At 40.9% G+C, this 1,161-nt stretch carries 1 protein-coding gene and 1 pseudogene; both read left to right on the forward strand.

Features of this window, described 5'->3' with window-relative positions; all coding sequences use genetic code 11:
- On the forward strand, positions 1 to 560 hold a 560-nt coding region (locus KHA95_RS22640), incomplete at its 5' end, for an ABC transporter permease subunit (RefSeq protein ID WP_213139830.1).
- Between the two features lie 100 nt (positions 561 to 660).
- Positions 661 to 1,161, forward strand: a pseudogene (locus KHA95_RS22645) (carbohydrate ABC transporter permease); the annotation flags it as partial.

The following is a 1,161-nucleotide window of genomic DNA, read 5'->3' on the forward strand; positions in this document are numbered from 1 at the left end:
TCCCGCATTTCATGAGCTGGGTTATTATCGTATCGATCAGTTATGTGTTGCTTACGATGGACGGCGGACTTGTGAATGGGTTGTTAGAAATGTTTGGCTTCCAAAAAATCAACTTCCTTTTAAATGAAAATTGGTTTAGACCGATGTACATTACACAAATCATTTGGCGTGAAGCTGGATGGGGAACGATCATTTTCTTGGCTGCCATTGCGGCGGTTGACCCTTCGATGTACGAAGCAGCTCGGATGGATGGAGCGAATCGCTTCCAACAAATTTGGCATATAACATTGCCAGCGATCAAAAGTGTGATCATTATTCTCTTAATCTTAAAAATCGGTGATGTGCTAGAGCTTGGTTTTGAACACGTTTACTTATTATTGAACGCATCGAATCGTGAGGTTGGAGAAATCTTTGATACGTACGTATATGTGACAGGCTTAAAGCAAGGGCAATACAGTTACAGTACAGCGATCGGCTTGTTCAAAGGATTAGTCGGATTGATTCTCGTCATGGGTGCTAATAGACTAGCGAAGAAGGTCGGCGAAGAAGGAATCTATTAATGGTGTAGTGCCGGCGCTTTTCTCAAAGCTCATTTTAATATTTATTGGATCTTTGAGAAGCTAATCAAGGGCCTGTACTACTTAAATAGGAGGGAAATTGATGGTTGAAGATAAATCACTAGGCAGCCGTCTGTTTAATTATACGAACACGTTCTTACTTGTCATTATTGCACTCGTGACAGTGCTGCCATTTATTCACGTTGTTGCGAGTTCATTTACAACAAGTGCCGAGCTTGCACAAAAACGATTTGTACTGTTTCCAACAGAGTTTAGCTTAGCGGCTTATAAATATATTTTCTCAACGGATACGATTTTTAAAGCATTGTTAGTATCAATCGGTGTCACGTTATTAGGAACGTTATGGAGTATGTTCCTATCAACGCTTACGGCATATGGATTGTCACGCAGAGATTTAGTCGGACGTAAACAAATTATGTTCTTCGTAATTTTTACAATGCTCTTTAACGGTGGGATGATCCCGACGTTCTTAGTCGTTAAACAAACGGGCTTGCTTGACTCGCTTGCATCGCTCGTCATTCCCGTTTCAATCAACGTCTTTAACATGATCATTTTACGGAGCTTCTTCCAAGGGCTTCCAGAA

Origin of the sequence: Bacillus sp. FJAT-50079 (assembly GCF_018343515.1) — a bacterium.
Taxonomy (GTDB): domain Bacteria; phylum Bacillota; class Bacilli; order Bacillales; family Bacillaceae_C; genus Lederbergia.